Source organism: Streptomyces sp. AA1529 (assembly GCF_000280905.1).
Taxonomy (GTDB): Bacteria; Actinomycetota; Actinomycetes; order Streptomycetales; family Streptomycetaceae; genus Streptomyces.
In genome coordinates this window covers 39447-55007 of record NZ_ALAP01000046.1, presented here as the reverse complement: position 1 = coordinate 55007, position 15561 = coordinate 39447, and the positions used below count along the sequence as shown (strand labels likewise).

Sequence of the window (15561 nt, the reverse complement as noted above, 5' to 3'; positions counted from 1 at the left end):
CCACCGAGCCCGAACGACGGAACACACATGAGCACTCCCACATACCTGATCAGGCGCGTCCTGCAGGCCGCCGCGGTCATCCTGATCGTGACGATCGTGGTCTTCGCCCTGCTGCACGCCCTGCCCGGGGGTCCCGCCCGCGGGATCCTCGGGCCGCAGGCCACCGCACAGCAGATCGCGGCCTTCGACCACGAGCAGGGCCTCGACAAGCCCCTCCCCGTGCAGTACCTCTACTACCTGGGGCAACTGGCACACGGCGACCTCGGCACCTCCTACACCCTCAACGAGCCGGTGTCGCAGCTGATCACCGAGCGGCTGCCGAAGACCCTGCTGCTGACCGTCCTCTCCGCGGTCGTCGGCCTGCTGCTGGCCGTGCCGCTGGGCATGTGGCAGGCAGTGCGGCGGAACAAGCCGGTCGACTACGTCATCACCACGCTGAGCTTCATCGCCTACTCCACGCCCGTGTACTTCCTCGGGTTGATCCTGGTGCTGGTGTTCAGCCAGGCCCTGCCGTGGTTCCCCTCCCAGGCCCCGCAGGGACACACCCTGGGCGACGTGCTCGCCTACCCCCAGGGGCTGGTGCTGCCCGTCGTCGCGGGCGCCGCCTCGATGGTCGCCGTCTTCAGCCGCTACATGCGCGCAGCCACCCTGGAGAACCTCTCCGAGGACTACGTCAGGACGGCCCGGGCCGGGGGCTCCCGCTCCCGGGCCATCCTGTGGCGGCACGTCTTCCGCAACTCGCTGACCCCGGTGGTCGCCATGCTCGGCTACTACGTGCCGGTGCTGTTCGGCGGCGCCCTGGTCGTCGAGCAGCTCTTCAACTACCCCGGCATGGGTCTGCTCTTCTGGACCGCCGCACAGTCCTCCGACTACCCGGTGCTGCTCGGCTGCGTGCTGATCATCGCGGTCGCCACCGTGACCGGCACGCTGCTCGCCGACATCGTCCAGCGGATCATCGACCCCCGAGTGAAGGCAGGCCGGTCATGAGCACAGTCATGCAGCCGGGCAGCACCCCCGGAACGGCCACCACCCCGGAGCCCGCCACGTCGGGAACCCGGCTGGCTGTCCGGCGCTTCCTGCGCAACCGGCTCGCCGTCGTCGGCCTCGGGTTCGTCGTCTTCTTCGTCCTGTTCTGCTTCGCGGGCCCGCTGGTCTACTCCACCGACCAGACCCACACCCTCCTCCAGCAGGTCAACCTCGCCCCCAGTGGCGCACACTGGCTGGGCACCGACGCCGTCGGCCACGACCAACTGGGCCGGCTGATGTACGGCGGCAAGGTGTCGATGACCGTCGGCCTCGCCGCCGGCGTCCTGGCCACCGTCATCGGCACCCTGTGGGGCGCAGCCGCCGGATACGCCGGCGGCTGGGTCGACGCCGTCATGATGCGGATCGTGGACGCCGGCATCGCCATTCCCGCCCTCTTCATCCTGCTGGTGGTCTCCGCCATCACCACCCCGGGCCTGGGCGGCCTCGTCCTCATCCTCGGCTTCGTCTCCTGGCTGGTGCCCTCGCGGCTGGTCCGCGCCGAGACACTCACCCTGAAGAACCGCGACTACGTCCTGACGCTGCGCGCCATCGGCGGCACCCACTCCAGGGCCATCACCCGGCACATCCTGCCCAACTCGGTCTCCACCATCGTCGTCGCGGCCACCTTCCAGATCGCCGACGCGATCCTGCTGGTCGCCTACGTCTCCTACCTGGGCCTGGGCGTCCAGCCGCCGTCCACCGACTGGGGCGGCATGCTGTCGGCCGGCCTCACCGCCGCCTACTCCGGCTACTGGTGGCTCATCCTGCCGCCGGGCCTCGCCATCATCCTGGTGGTGTGGGCGTTCAACGCGATCGGGGACGGGCTCCGCGACGCATTCGACGTGAGGGGACGCGGATGACCGCCACCGAACGCCCCGCCGCACCGGCGGCCGGGCCCATCCTGCAACTCGACGACCTCGGCGTCGTCTTCACCACCCAGTCCGGCGAGGTGCCCGCCGTCCGCGGCGTGTCCCTGCTGGTCGAACCCGGCGAGACCCTCGCCCTCGTCGGCGAGTCCGGCTCCGGCAAGTCCACCGTCGCGCTCGCCGCGATGGGCCTGCTCGCCGGCAACGCCCGCGCCACCGGGAGCGCCGCCGTCGCCGGCACCGAGGTGATCGGCGCCGGCGAGTCCGCACTCGCGGGCCTGCGCGGCCGGACCGTCTCCATGGTCTTCCAGGAACCGGCCACGGCGCTGGACCCGCTCACCCGCGTCGGCAAGCAGATCGCCGAGGTCGTCCGCAACCACCGCGGCGTCTCCGCCAAGGAAGCCGCCGCCGAGGCCGTGGACCTGCTGCGCCGCGTCGGCATCCCCGAACCGGAGAAGCGGGCCTCCGCCTACCCCTTCCAGCTCTCCGGCGGCCAGCGCCAGCGCGTCGTCATCGCCATGGCCATCGCCAACGAACCCGCACTGCTCATCGCCGACGAGCCGACCACCGCACTGGACGTCACCGTGCAGGCCGAGATCCTCGACCTGCTGCGCCGCCTCGCCGCCGAGACCGGCACCGGCGTGCTGCTGGTCACCCACAACATGGGCGTGGTCGCCGACTTCGCCGACCGGGTCGCGGTGATGTACCAGGGCACCCTCGTGGAGACCGGCCCCGTCGAGGACGTGCTGCTGCGCCCCTCCCACGAATACACCCGGCGGCTGCTGGCCGCGGTGCCGCGCCTCTCCGTCGCCGACCAGAGCCCGCCGCAGGCCGCACGGCCCGCCGCATCCGCCGCCGGGGCCGAACCGGTCGTCGAACTGGACGGCGTCTCCGTCGTCTTCGGACGCGGCAGGAACGCCGTACGGGCGCTGGACGGTGTCTCCCTCGCCGTGCGCCAGGGCGAGACCCTCGGCCTGGTCGGCGAGTCCGGCTCCGGCAAGTCCACCGCCGCGCGGGTCGCGCTCGGCCTGGTCACGCCGACCGAGGGCACCGTCTCGCTGTTCGGCACCGACCTGGCCCGCACCCGCTCCCGGGCCCGTCGGGCGCTGCGGGCCGGCATCGGCGTGGTGCTGCAGGACCCGGTGGCCTCGCTGGACGCCAGGATGACCGTCGGCGAATGCGTCGCCGAACCCCTCAGGGTGCACCGCCGGGGACTGAACGCGCGGGAGCGCCAGGACCGCGTCGCCACCGTCCTGGACCGGGTCAGACTGCCGCGCGAGGTGGCGCGGCGGGCCCCCAGGGAACTGTCCGGCGGGCAGCGCCAGCGGGTCAGCCTCGCCCGCGCCCTGGTGCTGGAGCCCCGGCTCCTGGTCGCCGACGAACCCACCAGCGCGCTCGACGTCAGCGTGCAGGAAGCCGTCCTCGAAGTGGTCTCCGAACTCCAGGCCGAACTCGGCTTCGCCTGCCTCTTCGTCTCCCACGACCTCGCCGTCGTCCAGCACTTCGCACAGCGCGTCGTGGTGATGCGTGCCGGCCGCGTCGAGGAGCAGGGCGACACCGGCAGCACGCTGCTGCGGCCGGAGACCGACTACACCCGCAGACTGCTGGCCGCCGTGCCGGTGCCCGACCCGGTGGTGCAGCGCGGCCGCAGAGCCGAACGCCTGGCCACCCTGGCAGCGGGCCGGACGGAGGCGAGGGCTTGACCCCCCGGGAACGCACCCTCTTCGCCGGGGTGGACATCGGCGGAACCACCACCGAAGTGGTGCTCTGCGCCGAGGATCTGACCGTCCTGGACCGCGCCGGGACGGCGACCCCGGCGTCCGACGGCGGCCAGGCCATGATCGGCAAGGCGCTCGGCGTGCTGGCCCCGCTGCTGGAGCGCACCCCCGGGCGGCTGGCCGGCGTCGGCACCGGTGCGGCCGGCGTCGTCGACTCCGCCGCCGGACGCATCCTGGTGGCCAGCGACTCCTTCACCGGCTGGGCGGGCTTCGCCGTCGCCGACGCCGTCGCGTCGGCACTCGGCGTCCCGGCCTTCCTGGACAACGACGTCAACGCCTTCCTGTACGGGGAGGTGTACGGCGGCGCCGTGCGCGGCGAGACCGACGTACTCGGCATCACGCTGGGCACCGGCGTCGGCGGGGCGCTGTGGACCGGCGGCGCACTGTTCCCCGGGCCGCACGGCGCGGCGGGCGAGATCGGGCACATCCCCGGATTCGGCGACCTGCCCTGCACCTGCGGCGGCCGCGGCCACCTCGAGACCCTCGCCTCCGGGCGGTCGCTGTGCGCCCGGTACGCCGAGCGCACCGGCCGCCGGCTCACCGCGCGCGAGATCGCCGCCGCCGCCGGACACGGCGACGCGGACGCCCTCGCGGTGTACCGGGCCGCCGCCGGGGGCCTCGCGCGGGCCATCACGATGACGGCGGGCCTCGTCGACGTCACCACGGTGGTGGTCGGCGGCGGCGTCAGCGGTGCCTGGTCGCTGCTGGAGCCCCTGATCCGGGAGCAGTTGGCGGCCGAGCCGCCGGTCAGCGGCCACCCGGTCCGGCTGGTGCGGGCGGCACTGGGCGCCGACGCGATCCCGGTGGGCGCGGCGGCCAGGGCCCGCCGGGAACTGACCGCGGGCGCCCTGGTCTGAGACCGCACGGCGGAGACCCGTCGGCTCCCGCGGGAGCCGACGGCGGGCGCACCGGACAGCACCGCCGGTGCGCCCGACGGCGTCCTCCCGGCGAGCCCGATCCGGGCGGAAGGCGTGCCCGACCGTGCGGTCGCGGCCGGTCGCAGCCGTCGGCAACGGCACCGCGAGAACGGTGTGCCTGCCCGCGTCAGTGGCCGGGGCCGAACAGTTCGCCCTGCACGGGGAGGTCCTCGGCGGCCGTGGCGGCGGGTTTCGGCCGCAGGCCGGCTGCGACATCGAGGTCGAGGAGTGTGGACCAGTGACCGGCCCGCGCTCCGTCGGCCAGCAGCCGCCGGAAGACCTCGGCGGTCGCCTCCACGTCCGGCATCGCCCGGTGCCGCCCGCGAGGCGGCGGCATGCCGTAGTGCCGCAGCAGCGCGTCCAGCCCGTACGAGGACAGGCCGCGCAGTACCCGCTTGGCCAGCCTGAGCGTGTCCAGCATCGGGGCGGCGCCGAGGGTGGGGCAGTGCGGGGCCTGACGCGCGATCAGCCCGGCCTCCGTGGAGGCGTGCTGGGCGACGAGCCGGTAGGGCGGCGACGTCAGGCGCCGCTCGAGTCCGGCGAGGACCTCGGCCGGCGGCGGTGCGCTGCGCAGAGCGGCTTCGGTCATGCCGCCGGCCAGGTCCCGCGCCGTGACCGGCACATCCGACGGAGGCCGGATCAAGGAGGCGAAGCGGCCGTCCTCCACCAGCCGCCCTCCGCGGACGACCAGGGCGAGAGCCGCGACCTCGGTGGGCTCGGCCGGACGCCCCGCCGGAGTGAGCGCCTCGAAGTCGATCACCACGAAGGTCGTGCCGCGCAGATTCCCGATCAGGCTTCCCATCCCGCGGCATCCTGCCCGATCATCTCCGGACCACCGCTACCGCGGCGCGCCGAGCGTGTCACGACACGGCAGCCCCTTGCCGCAGGCCCCGTCGCCGGGGAACCGGCCCGTGGCAAGGACGTGGTGGCAGGGGTGGCAGGAGTCGAACCTGCGGCATCCGGTTTTGGAGACCGGCGCTCTGGCCGCTGAGCTACACCCCTCCGGCACGCTTCAGCCTGGCATCCCGGGCGGGCGGACCGCCAGGGAGTTTCCGCGGTCACGGCTGCCGAGCGGAGTGCTGCCGACCGTGGATCCTCTCCGGCAGTCCGGGCACGGAGGAGCCGGGTGCCCGCGAGGAGGCCCGCCCCTCCGGGCACCGGCGGAGCGGCAACTCTCCGTGCCAGGGCTACGGCCCCGAAGCGGGGGCCGCTTCCGCATCGGGGCCCTTCGCGGACACCGCGACCGACTGGAGCAGCCCGTCTCCGCGGAGACAGGCCAGATACAGGTCGAGCAGCGCCGCGTCCACAGGCGGGCAGGAACGGGCCCAGTCAGGCCAGATCTCGTCGGTACGAGTCCGGTGGATCTCAGGGAAGACGCTGTCGAAGTACATCTCTTTGACCGAGAAGTCCGCGCCCCGGGCGGGAGTGACGAACAGCGGCAGGAAGGGCGCGATCGGGGCCGCGGGATGGTCGCGGACATGCTCGCCCAGCATGTCGACCCATTCGCCGTAGGGCACCGTCCGCACCGTGTGGCCGGCAGCCCGCATCCGCTCGGCCATGTCCGCGAGCATGGCGGGCCGGGGGTTGGTCAGGTGCACGGCGCCGCCCAGGTGCGGCAGTTGCATGGCTATGCGGGTGATCGCGCTCGCCACATGGTCGACAGGCACCAGATCCAGCGGCAGCGGCACTTCGGGGACGGCCCCCAGCCGGGCGACGGCATCGACGACGGCACAGATGGCGGTCGTGGTGTTCCAGGCTCCGGTGCGGCTGTCCCCCGTGATCTCGTAAGGCCGGTGGATCGTCACCGGCAGCCCTTGGGCGGCTGCCTGCGCCAGCATCCGCTCCGCCACCCACTTCGACTCCGGGTACCCCATGCTCAGCAGTTCGGGATGGCTCAGCGGTGTGGACTCGTCCACCTCCGGTACGCCGCCGACACCGCTTCCGGCGAAGACCGCGGTCGTGGAGACGTAGTGCAGCGGCACCCTCCGGGCCGCGGCCAGGTCGACGAGGGCGCGCACAGCTCTCACATTGGTGTTCCGCAACTGTGCGTAGGGATAGAGAAAGTTGACGTGTGCGGCGTTGTGGAGCACGAGGTCGACGGAGTTCGCGAGATGTTCCGCCACGCCCGGGGGAAGTCCCAGATCCGGCTGCGACAGGTCGGCGGGCACCGCGCGGAGGCGGTCCGCCGGTGGTTGCGGGAGCAGATACCTGCGGGCGGCGTCTTCGATACGGCGCAGCGCCTTGTCCTCGTCGGAGGCACGCACCAGACAGCGCACCGTCACGTTCGTGGTGCGCACCAGCCGGTCCAGCAGGAAGGCACCGAGAAATCCGGTGGCGCCGGTCAGCAGCACCTCACCTCCTCTTGTGCCGAGCGGGAGCGTCGGCCGTGCGCGCTGGGAGTCGGGGGAGCGCGGGGGGAGAACCAGCTGCGCGTCCTCCTCGAAGTGCGCGAGAGCCGCTGCCGCAGGCGCGGCGGGTGCCGCGTGCACGGCTGCGCGGTAGGCGGTCAGGGTGGGTGCCGTGAGCAACTGCCGGAGCAGCGGGTCGAACCGCGAAGCGGGCAGCGCGTGGGCCGTGAGCGTGCGGGTGACGGTTTGGGCGGCCAGGAGGGAGTTCCCGCCCGCGGCGAAGAAGTCCGTCGCTCCGGTGACCGGCATGCCCAGGACATCGGCCCAGATGCCGGCCAGCGGATCCTGTGCGTCCGCGTTCGCCTGTGCGGGCGCCTCCACGCCGTCGGCGGAGCGGGCGAGCGCGGTGTAGTCGATCTTGCCGTTGCGGGTCAGGGGGAGGCGGTCGAGCACGGTGATCGGGGCCGGAACGGCGTGTGCGGGCAGCCGGGTGCCGGCCTCCGCGCGCAGGCTTCCCGGCTCGGGGGGCCGGTCTCCGCGCGCGGGGGTGACGAAGGCACTCAGCCCTTTTCCTATCGCGTCGTTCGTCCGCACGACGACTGCGGCCTCGGCCACCCCCGGAAGGGAGCGCAGTTGCGCCTCGACGGCGTCCAGCTCCACACGAAAGCCCCGGACCTTCACCTGCCGGTCCGTGCGCCCAAGGAACTCCAGCAGTCCGTCGCCCGCCCACCGGGCTCGATCGCCCGTGCGGTAGAGCTGACCCGGCAACTCCGCGGAGCCGCCGGAACCGTGGGCGACGAAAGCCGCAGCCGTCTCCTCGGGCCGGTTGAGGTAGCCGAGGGCCACCCCGGGGCCGCCTATGTGTATTTCGCCCTCGTCGCCGGGGTCCGCCGGCGTACCGTCCGGGCGGAGCAGCAGGACGGTGCTGCCCGCCACCGGACGCCCGATCGGTACCTGGGCGGCATCGTCCGGCGGCCGCGGCACGTCGTGCGCAGTGGCCATGATGCCGCCCTCGGTCGGCCCGTAACCGTTGATCAGGTGACGTGGACGTCCGGCATCGCACACCGCACGGGTGAGGGCCGGGTCCATGGCCTCCCCGCCCATCAGCAGCATCTCCAGCGGCGCGAAGGCGTCCGGCCGCGAGCGCGCGGTGTGGTGGAAGAGGCTGGTCGTCAGGAAGGCATGGGTGATGCTTTTCTGACGCACGGTCCCGTACAGCGCCTCGGTGTCCAGGAGGGTCCGGCGGTCGGCGACCACCAGGCAGCCGCCATTGACCAGCGTCGTCCAGGTCTCGAAGAGCGAGCCGTCGAAGGAGAGCCCGAACGTCTGGAGCACCTTCGCCCCCGGCCCCGCCCCCGCTGCCCACGGCGCCGGACCCATGGCCAGCCGGGCCACGGCCCGGTGCGGGAAGAGCACCGGCTTGGGACGGCCGGTCGTGCCGGAGGTGTACAGGACGTAGGCGGCTTCCCCGCTCCTGCGCCCCGAGCCGGGCAGAGCGGGGAAGGGGCCCGCGGTCCCGCTGCGCACCAGTTCCCCGTAGCGGTACCACTCCACGAAACGTCCGCCGGCTTCCGGCGGGAGCGGTGCGTGTCCCGGGAGGGTGACGGCCAGGCGGACGCCGGCGTCGCCGAGCATCTCGGAGGCGCGAGCGGACGGATAGTCGGCATCGACCGGTACGCACACCGCTCCCGCGCCCAGGATGCCCGCTGCCGTGACCGTGGCCTGCCAGGAGCGTACGCCCAGCATGCCCACGGCATCGCCTGCCGCGATGCCGCACGCGGTGAGGGCAGCGGCCACCCGCCCCGCGAGCACTCCGAGTTCGCCATAGGTCAGGCTCTCGGAGCCGTCCTCGACTGCGGTCAGATCCGGATTCCGGGCTATGCGCTCAGCCAGGGCCGTGGCCAGAGAAGGGAGGGGGAGGGAAGTGGCGGGCGTACTCGTGTCCAACATCGGCTCCAGACGGAAGAGGGCAGGCGGAAGGGCCTACTTCGTGGCCTTGCAATCGCCCGGTAACACCGACCGGGCCCCACCGCGCCGACGTGCCACCGCCTGCGTCCTCAGCTCTGGTGCGCCCATGGCTTCCACCACGGAGCTCTCTTCCTGCCGGCAGCCGGGCCTCCGGCACCCGCTCCCGGTCCCTGCGCCGCGGGTGCTGCTGCCACCGCGCTCGGCAGCTTGGCCCGCAGCGTCCCCGCGGCATCGGCGTCCAGCACCGGAAGCTTGCGTGACACCGGGCTGAACTCGACCGGCAGCGCGGCCAGGTTCCGGTACATCAGTGCCGACGACCACCGAAGCTCCTCCTCGGGGACGGCCAGCCGCAGGTCGGGCAGCCGTCGCAGCAGGGCGTCGATCGCGCTCTCCGCGATGGCTCGCGCGATCTGCTGACCGGGGCACTCGTGCGGCCCCCGGCTGAAGGCCAGGTGCGAACGGTTGCCGATGACGGGCGTGTCCTCGTCCCGGACCGCGGAGTCCACGTTGCCGGCCGCCAGCCCGAGCAGCAGCAGGTCGCCCGCACGGATGCGCTGCTCTCCCAGAGCCGTGTCCCTCGCGGCCCACCGCCCCAGCAGGGTCATCATCGGCGGCTCGTCCCACATCACTTGCTCGAGCCCGTCCGGCAGTGTCATATGCCCCCCGGCCAGGTCGGCGCGGAAGCGCGAGTCGGTCAGCACCATGTGCAACGTGTTGGCGAGGAGGTTGACCGTGGTCTCGTTCGCGGCCGTGAGGATCAGCCGCAGGTGCTCGCGGACCTCGTCCGTGGAGAGCCCGGCCGGATGGGCCAGCAGCATGGACGGCAGATCATGAGCGGGTGTGTCCTGCTTGCGGGCCACCAGGTCGTCGAGTGTGCGGGTGACGAAATCGTTGCTGGCTGCCGATGTCGCGGTACCCCGCAGAGCGTCCTGCACGGCCTCGATGAACGCGGGTCCGTACTCGCCGCCGTGCTCGTCCGACATGCCGTACAGCTGGGTCATCACGCGCAGCGGCAACTGTGCCGCGAACTGGCCCACCAGATCGGCCTGACCCGCTTCGGCGAACTCGTCCACCAATCGGTCGGTGTGCTGGGTGACATGGAGCCGGATACCGCGCGACTCGAAGGCGTCCAGGCTCTCGGTCACCGCCCCCCGCAACCGCCTGTGCTTCTCTCCGTCCACGAACACGCACAGCGGCTGCCAGGCGGTGATCGGAATGAGCGGGTGGTCGGACGGTACGCGCCCCTCCTCCATGTCCCGCCAGTACCGCGAATCGCGCGAGAACACCGAAGGGGTCTGCAACGCCTTGAGGTTCTCCCGGTACCCCAGCACCAGCCAGGCCGGAAGATCGCCGTGCAACAGCACCGGGGCCACCGCGCCGTGCTGCTCGCGCAGCTCCTCGTACACGGCCCTGGGATTGCGGATGGCATCTTCGGTGTACAGCCGCCGTCCGACGGGCTGGCCCCCGGCGTGGGCGGGGCAGCCGGGAGGCGGAGTCCCCGGCGCGTGGGGGGCGGGGTCGGAACTGGGGGCGGTCATATCGGCTCCGGGTTCGGAAAGGGGGTGCGCACGTCGTGCAAGGGGAGGACGGGGAAGTGGCGGCCGGGAGGCTGGACATCCGGCAGACGGGAGAGGGAACTTCCGCTTCCGGGCGACTCTCGGTGAGCCATCAGCACCTCTCATCCAGGAGAAGACGACACAGTCCACAGGCACGCAGTTCCGCCCTGCCGGGACGGACAGGAAGGCCGGGAGGGACGTACGTCGACCGTCACCGGCCGCGCCGCCTCAACTGGCCGAGCCGGTCGCAGAATACCTGTAGATGATCAATCTGTGCACGGTGCCTCCGAACGAGCGTGCGCATGCCGGGCGATGAGTACCGGCCGGCGCTCCGAGAGGCGGTCTTCGCCACCGAGGCGCGGGCCGACCGGCCCTCGACGACGCCGGCACCGATGCCGTCCGCGACCTCGGTCGCCCGCGGACGCCGAGGAGAACCGGCGACGCGACGGCAGCCGGATACCGGGCTGCACCGCTGCCCGTGCACCGCCGACGAGGCAGGCTGCTCCGGAGCCAGGTTTTCGGCTCCGAGCCCGGGGAACCCCGCGGCCCATGATGGGCAGCATCGCGCGCGGCTGCGCCGCCGGTGCGGTCGGCACCACCGCACTCGACGCCGTGACCTGCGCGGACATGGCCCTGCGCGGCAGGTCAGCCGGCACGATCCCCGCCGCACTGGTGGACGAGATCGGCGCCACAATCGGGCGCCCGGTCGCCGGGGACGCCGGCCGGGACAACAGACTCTCCGGCCTGGGAGCCCTGTCCGGCATCCCGGCAGGCACCCCTACCGGGGCGCTGGGGTCGCCGGCCCGCGGAGTCGGCATCCGGCCGCCCGCCTGGGGCGGCGGCCTGCTCGCCGGAGCGCCGGCCATGGCCGCCGCCGACCTTCCCCCGGCCTGCCTGGGCATCGGCGACCCACGTACCGGGTCGGCCCGTGACTCGGCTGCCGAGGCCATACCGCACCTCATCCACGGCCTCACCACCTGCGGAGTCCTCGACCCCCGGGAGCGGGGACGATGAGCCCGCCGCTCCCCGCGCTGATCCGGGCCGGTCTGATCGGTGCGGCCACGGGTCTGCGTTCCACTTCCGGCGTGACGGTGTTGGTGTGCGCGGCGCCGGCGGTCCTCCCCTCGGGCTCCTGGGCGGCCCGGCTCGCTCGTCCAGGGGTACGGGCTGTCGCTCTGGCAGGTGCGGCGGCCGAATTCGTGACCGACAAGTCGCCACGCACCCCCGACCGGCTCTCTCCCGGCGGCCTGGCTCCCCGGGTCGCCCTCGGAGCGGTGACCGGGGGAGTCCTCGCGAACAGCCGCACCGCGAAGCGGCCGACGGCGGCCGGGGCCGCGGCGGGGGCCGCCGCGGCTGTCGCGGCCGGATACGCCGGAGAACGCTGGCGAACCGTGCGCGACCGGCAGGCGGGCAGGGACTGCGTGGCGGCGGCGCTGGAGGACGTCGCCTCACTCACCTTGGCCGCGGGGGCCTGCACCTGGGCGGCCACCGCACGGCGACGCGCGTACACGGCCGCAGAGGAGAACAGCAGCGGCCTTTGGGAGACGTGCTCCTCGGAGCGGGAATCCTGGCTGCCCTAGCGGACGGGACGCGGCGATGCCTCCGCGACCCGCCGCCGTACCGCCCGCGCACGACCCCTGTCCGAAGGCCGGCCGCTCCGTCCGATGCCCCCGACGCGCGGCGACGCCTTCCAGCGCCTCCGTCCGCCGGCGGCAGAGCTGTCGGTGATCCGTAGGCGAGGTGTCGGTGGCCACTGGAAAAGTGGATGCCACGTCGCCCGGCACACAGCCGCAGCAGCAGTGCAGTCGCCCGCCCGGAATGCAGAGGAGCCTCCCGCCATGTCGTCCGCAGCCGCCACCTCGCCTTGGAACGTCCATCGGCTCCCGCGCGCGGACAGCAGCGTCTTCCTGGTCACCGGCGGCAACGCCGGCATCGGCTGCTTCGTCGCGGAGCAGTTGTCGGCGACCGGAGCGACCGTCGTACTGGGCAGCCGGAATCCGGCGAAAGCCGAGGCCGCCATGGCCTCGATACGTGCACGTGTCGCCGATGCGCACGTGCGGGCGGTGCCGCTCGACCTCGCGGACCTCTCGTCGCTGCGCTCAGTGGTGGAATCGCTGGGAGTGGAGCGGCTCGACGCGGTGGTCCACAACGCCGGTGTCGCGCTCGACGATCCGCCGCGCAGCACGACCGAAGACGGTCACGAGCTCATGTTCGGCACGAACCACCTGGGACACTTCACGTTGACGCGCTGGCTGATGCCGCTGCTGTCGGCCGCGCCGTCGGCCCGTGTGGTGACGGTGGGCAGCTTCGCCGCGAAGTCGGAGCGGCTCGACCTCGACGACCTGCAGTCCCGGACGGACTACCGGCCCAAGCGCACCTACGGACGGTCGAAACTGGCGCAGATGTACTTCGGCCTCGAACTCGACCGCCGTCTGCGCGCCGTCGACAGCACGGTGCAGAGCGTGGTCGTCCATCCCGGGGGAGCGCTGGACTCCCTCACCCCGTCCCGGCCGCCGGTGCACGTGCGGACCACGGGCGCCCGGCTGCGCGCGGCCCCCGCGGCCCTCCTCGTCCAGGGCAAGCACGCCGGAGCGTGGCCCGCCGTCAGAGGAGTGCTCGACCCGGCCGTGCGCGGAGACCGCATATGGGGGCCGCGCGTCTTCGGCCTGCGCGGCGAGCCGAGAAGCGAGCGGGTGTGGAACCACCTCTCCGACACCTCGGTGGCGGCCCGGCTGTGGGACGCGAGCTGTGAGCTGACCGGCATCGACCCCGCTGCCCTCATCGCCGGAAGCTCCCCTTCACAGCCGCGTTGACGGAACGCGGACCCCGGGACCGGCCCGACCGGACCGTCCCGGGGCTCCGGGGGCGGACACTCCGAGCCCGGTGAGAAGCCGCCGCCGGCGCCACGCAGCGCAGCGGCGCGCCCTCCCGTACAGCTGCCGGAGATCCGGCAGGACGGAGGACTCCGGCCCTCCTCTTCCCGCTTCCCGGGGCGCCGGACAGCGGAACGCCGCCGACCCATGGAGTGCACAGCCGCAGCTCTACGACAGAAGGCGTCGCTCCTTGGCGACGGCGACCGCACCCGCCCGGGTGTCGACACCGAGCTTGTCGTAGATGCGGCCCAGATGGGTCTTGACCGTGGCCTCGCTGACGAAGAGAGCCCTCGCGATGTCGCGGTTGGACAGGCCGCGGGACAGCTGGCCGAGGATGTCGCGCTCCCGGTCGGTCAGGGCGGGCCGCGGGTTGCGCAGGTGGGCCATCACACGGTGGGCGACCGGCGCGGACAGCGCGGTACGGCCGGCTGCGGCGCTGCGAATGGCGGCGAAGAGCTCGTCGGGACGTTCGGCTTTCAACAGGTAGCCGGTGGCGCCGGCCTCGATGGCCCGGGTGATGTCGGCGTCAGTGTCGTAGGTGGTGAGAACCAGGACATGCACCCGGCCTCCCGACTCGGCCGTGATCCGGCGGGTCGCCTCCGTACCGTCCATCTCCTCGCCCAGCTGGAGATCCATCAGAACCACGTCGGGGGCCAGTCGGGCCGCGAGTGCGACAGCTTCCGGGCCGCTGCCGGCCTCACCGACGACCTCGATACCGGAGGCGCTCCCGAGCAGGGCGAGCAGCCCCGCGCGGACAACGGCGTGGTCGTCGCACAGGACGAGCCGGACCGGTACCGGGGACGCACCGGGGCCGCCGTCGCCGGGCGCACCCGTGCCCGCGGGCGAGAAAGGTGCCGAATCGTCTCGATGGGCGCGGTTCATGGGGTGTCGGCTTTCGCGGAAGCGGGATGGACCGGAACGGAAACCGAGACGACGGTGCCGTCGCCCGGCGCGGACTCGACGGTGAGCGCACCGCCCACCTGCCGCACCCTGGCCCGGATCGCCGGCAGGCCGTGGCCGCGGGCGTGCCGCCGGGGCCCGTGCGCCGCCGCGGTGTCGAAGCCGCGGCCGTTGTCGGCGATGTCCAGGCGCACCTGATCGCCGAGGTAGGAGAGCGTCAGAGCGGCATGTGAGGCGCCGGAGTGCTCCCGCACGTTCGCCAAAGCGCCCTGTGCGATGCGCAGCAACGCGGCCTGGATGTGCCCGGGCAGCGCAGGAGCGCCCACGGCGTTGTCGACACGGCAACGCACGGACCGGTCGGCAGCCGACTCGCGGGCGGCGAGCCGCTGCAGGGCGGCCTCCAGCCCGCCGCCCTCGGCCAGGTCGGCCGGCGCCAGATCATGGACGAAACGACGCGCCTCGGCCAGACTCCGCTCGGCGATCGAGGCTGCGCTGCGGACGTGGGCGCGCGACTGCCGCGGGTCGGCATCCCACAGCCGGTCGGCGGCCTGCAGAAGCATCTGCTGGCTGGAGAGACCCTGGGCGAGGCTGTCGTGGATCTCCCCGGCCAGCCGCTGGCGCTCGGCCAGCGTGCCCGCGCGCCGCTCGGTCGCGGCCAGTTCGCGGTGCGTGCGTGCCAGGTCGTCGATCAGCACGGCCTGCCGCGCGGACTGGCGGTCCATGGCGGTGAAGACGGCCAGCGCCAGCGCGGCCACGGCGGGCGGGCCCACCACCAGGTCCAGGTCGAAGCGTGCGGCCAGCCGCAGCTGGGCGAGGACCACGAAGCCGGTGAAGAACGCCACCAGCGCGTAGGCGGCAGGCGGCGGCAGCGTACGCAGCGCGGTGTAGAACAGCGGAACCGCACACCAGGAGAAACTCGGCGCCAGAGCCACCAGCGTGGCCCAGACCACGACCAGCACACACAGCCACAGCACGTGCCGCGCCGAGGGGCGCCGGACGGCAGCCGGGCGCCCCCTGACCCCGTCGGACGGGCCGGCCGCCGCGAGCCGGCCCGGAGCCGGGCCGAAACCGTAGACCAGAGCCAGTGCCCCGGCCAGGACGAGCACCGGAAGGGCACCGCCGTGCCGCTGTACGTACCGCACCAGCGCGGCTCCCAGCAGCACGAAGAAGGTCAGGTGGATCACCAGCGCCAGCCACCGGCGGTCACGCTCGGCGGCCGGCGCGCCGCGGAGGGCCGACGGTCTGCTCCGGGCCACGTCCCTGCTCCTCACCTTGCCCGACGGGTCCCCAGCGGCCGACCAGCGGGCGGGCACTCCTCGCATCCGCCAC

Annotated in this window: 12 protein-coding genes and 1 tRNA gene; 7 read left to right on the top strand and 6 right to left on the bottom strand. The window is 73.2% G+C overall.

All coding sequences use genetic code 11. The annotated features are described in order from the left end of the window. The first annotated feature begins 27 nt into the window (after positions 1-27). The 4 genes from A949_RS0114115 to A949_RS0114100 are packed head-to-tail and all read left to right on the top strand — an operon-like array spanning position 28 to position 4527. Complete coding sequence (locus A949_RS0114115) at positions 28-987, top strand: ABC transporter permease (RefSeq protein ID WP_019356664.1); 960 nt, start codon at positions 28-30, stop codon at positions 985-987. Next, positions 984-1886: an ABC transporter permease gene (locus tag A949_RS0114110; protein ID WP_026004632.1), complete on the top strand. Its 903-nt coding sequence runs from the start codon at positions 984-986 to the stop codon at positions 1884-1886. Before A949_RS0114115 ends, A949_RS0114110 begins: the two co-directional genes overlap by 4 nt. Beyond that, entirely contained in the window at positions 1883-3595 is a 1713-nt protein-coding gene (locus A949_RS0114105; protein WP_019356662.1) for a dipeptide ABC transporter ATP-binding protein, read from the top strand. Before A949_RS0114110 ends, A949_RS0114105 begins: the two co-directional genes overlap by 4 nt. After that, on the top strand, positions 3592-4527 hold the full coding sequence (locus tag A949_RS0114100; protein WP_019356661.1) for an ROK family protein: 936 nt from the start codon (positions 3592-3594) through the stop codon (positions 4525-4527). Before A949_RS0114105 ends, A949_RS0114100 begins: the two co-directional genes overlap by 4 nt. A 187-nt stretch (positions 4528-4714) precedes the next feature. Here A949_RS0114100 and A949_RS0114095 read toward each other — a convergent pair whose 3' ends face one another. The 4 genes from A949_RS0114095 to A949_RS0114080 form a co-directional block, all read right to left on the bottom strand. Next, entirely contained in the window at positions 4715-5389 is a 675-nt protein-coding gene (locus tag A949_RS0114095) for a 3'-5' exonuclease (protein WP_019356660.1), read from the bottom strand. A 124-nt stretch (positions 5390-5513) separates the two neighbouring features. Next, positions 5514-5589, bottom strand: a tRNA-Trp gene (locus A949_RS0114090). Between the two features lie 185 nt (positions 5590-5774). Then, positions 5775-8885 carry a non-ribosomal peptide synthetase gene (locus tag A949_RS33415; RefSeq protein WP_078565432.1) on the bottom strand — a complete coding sequence of 1037 codons (3111 nt, stop codon included), beginning with the start codon at positions 8883-8885 and terminating at the stop codon, positions 5775-5777. A 107-nt stretch (positions 8886-8992) separates the two neighbouring features. Next, positions 8993-10441: a cytochrome P450 gene (locus A949_RS0114080; RefSeq protein WP_019356658.1), complete on the bottom strand. Its 1449-nt coding sequence runs from the start codon at positions 10439-10441 to the stop codon at positions 8993-8995. A gap of 567 nt (positions 10442-11008) precedes the next feature. Between A949_RS0114080 and A949_RS0114075 the strand changes: the two genes are divergently transcribed. The 3 genes from A949_RS0114075 to A949_RS0114065 all read left to right on the top strand — a co-directional run bounded on the left by A949_RS0114075 (position 11009) and on the right by A949_RS0114065 (position 13272). Continuing rightward, positions 11009-11473, top strand: a complete 465-nt coding sequence (locus A949_RS0114075; RefSeq protein WP_019356657.1) for a hypothetical protein — start codon at positions 11009-11011, stop codon at positions 11471-11473. Beyond that, positions 11470-12039 carry a hypothetical protein gene (locus A949_RS33410; protein WP_019356656.1) on the top strand — a complete coding sequence of 190 codons (570 nt, stop codon included), beginning with the start codon at positions 11470-11472 and terminating at the stop codon, positions 12037-12039. Before A949_RS0114075 ends, A949_RS33410 begins: the two co-directional genes overlap by 4 nt. A 258-nt stretch (positions 12040-12297) precedes the next feature. Beyond that, on the top strand, positions 12298-13272 hold the full coding sequence (locus A949_RS0114065) for an SDR family NAD(P)-dependent oxidoreductase (RefSeq protein WP_019356655.1): 975 nt from the start codon (positions 12298-12300) through the stop codon (positions 13270-13272). Positions 13273-13500: 228 nt separating this feature from the next. Here A949_RS0114065 and A949_RS0114060 read toward each other — a convergent pair whose 3' ends face one another. Continuing rightward, on the bottom strand, positions 13501-14214 hold the full coding sequence (locus tag A949_RS0114060) for a response regulator (protein WP_019356654.1): 714 nt from the start codon (positions 14212-14214) through the stop codon (positions 13501-13503). After that, the gene (locus tag A949_RS0114055; protein WP_019356653.1) at positions 14211-15488 is read right to left on the bottom strand and encodes a sensor histidine kinase; all 1278 of its coding nucleotides are present in this window, start codon (positions 15486-15488) and stop codon (positions 14211-14213) included. The genes A949_RS0114060 and A949_RS0114055 overlap by 4 nt, the downstream gene beginning before the upstream one ends. Positions 15489-15561: the final 73 nt, after the last annotated feature.